The 296-nt window shown below is 61.8% G+C and carries 1 pseudogene; it reads left to right on the forward strand.

Going from position 1 to position 296, the window contains the following annotated elements:
* Positions 1 to 273 (forward strand): annotated as a pseudogene (gene ligD, locus QMX91_RS31420) (ATP-dependent DNA ligase); the annotation flags it as partial.
* Positions 274 to 296 lie beyond the last annotated feature (23 nt).

Here is a 296-nt window from a genome sequence, read left to right on the forward strand (position 1 = left end):
ATCATGTACTACCTGTTCGACATGCCGTACCTCAACGGTGTCGACCTCCGCGAAGTGCCGGTCGAGGAGCGCCGCGCTGCGCTGTCCACGGTACTCGGTGGGCATGAGCAGCCGATGCTGCGCTTCTCCGAAGCCTTCGATGAAACGGCGGACGCACTGCTCAACAGCGCCTGCCAGATGCAGATGGAGGGGCTGATCGGCAATCGCCTGGGCTCGCCCTACGTGTCGCGGCGCAGCAGTGACTGGATCAAGCTCAAGTGCAAGCATCGGCAGTAATTCGTGGTCGTCGGCTATAC

Origin of the sequence: Pseudomonas sp. PS01299 (assembly GCF_029960145.1) — a bacterium.
In the GTDB taxonomy this organism is placed as follows: Bacteria; Pseudomonadota; Gammaproteobacteria; order Pseudomonadales; family Pseudomonadaceae; genus Aquipseudomonas; species Aquipseudomonas putida_A.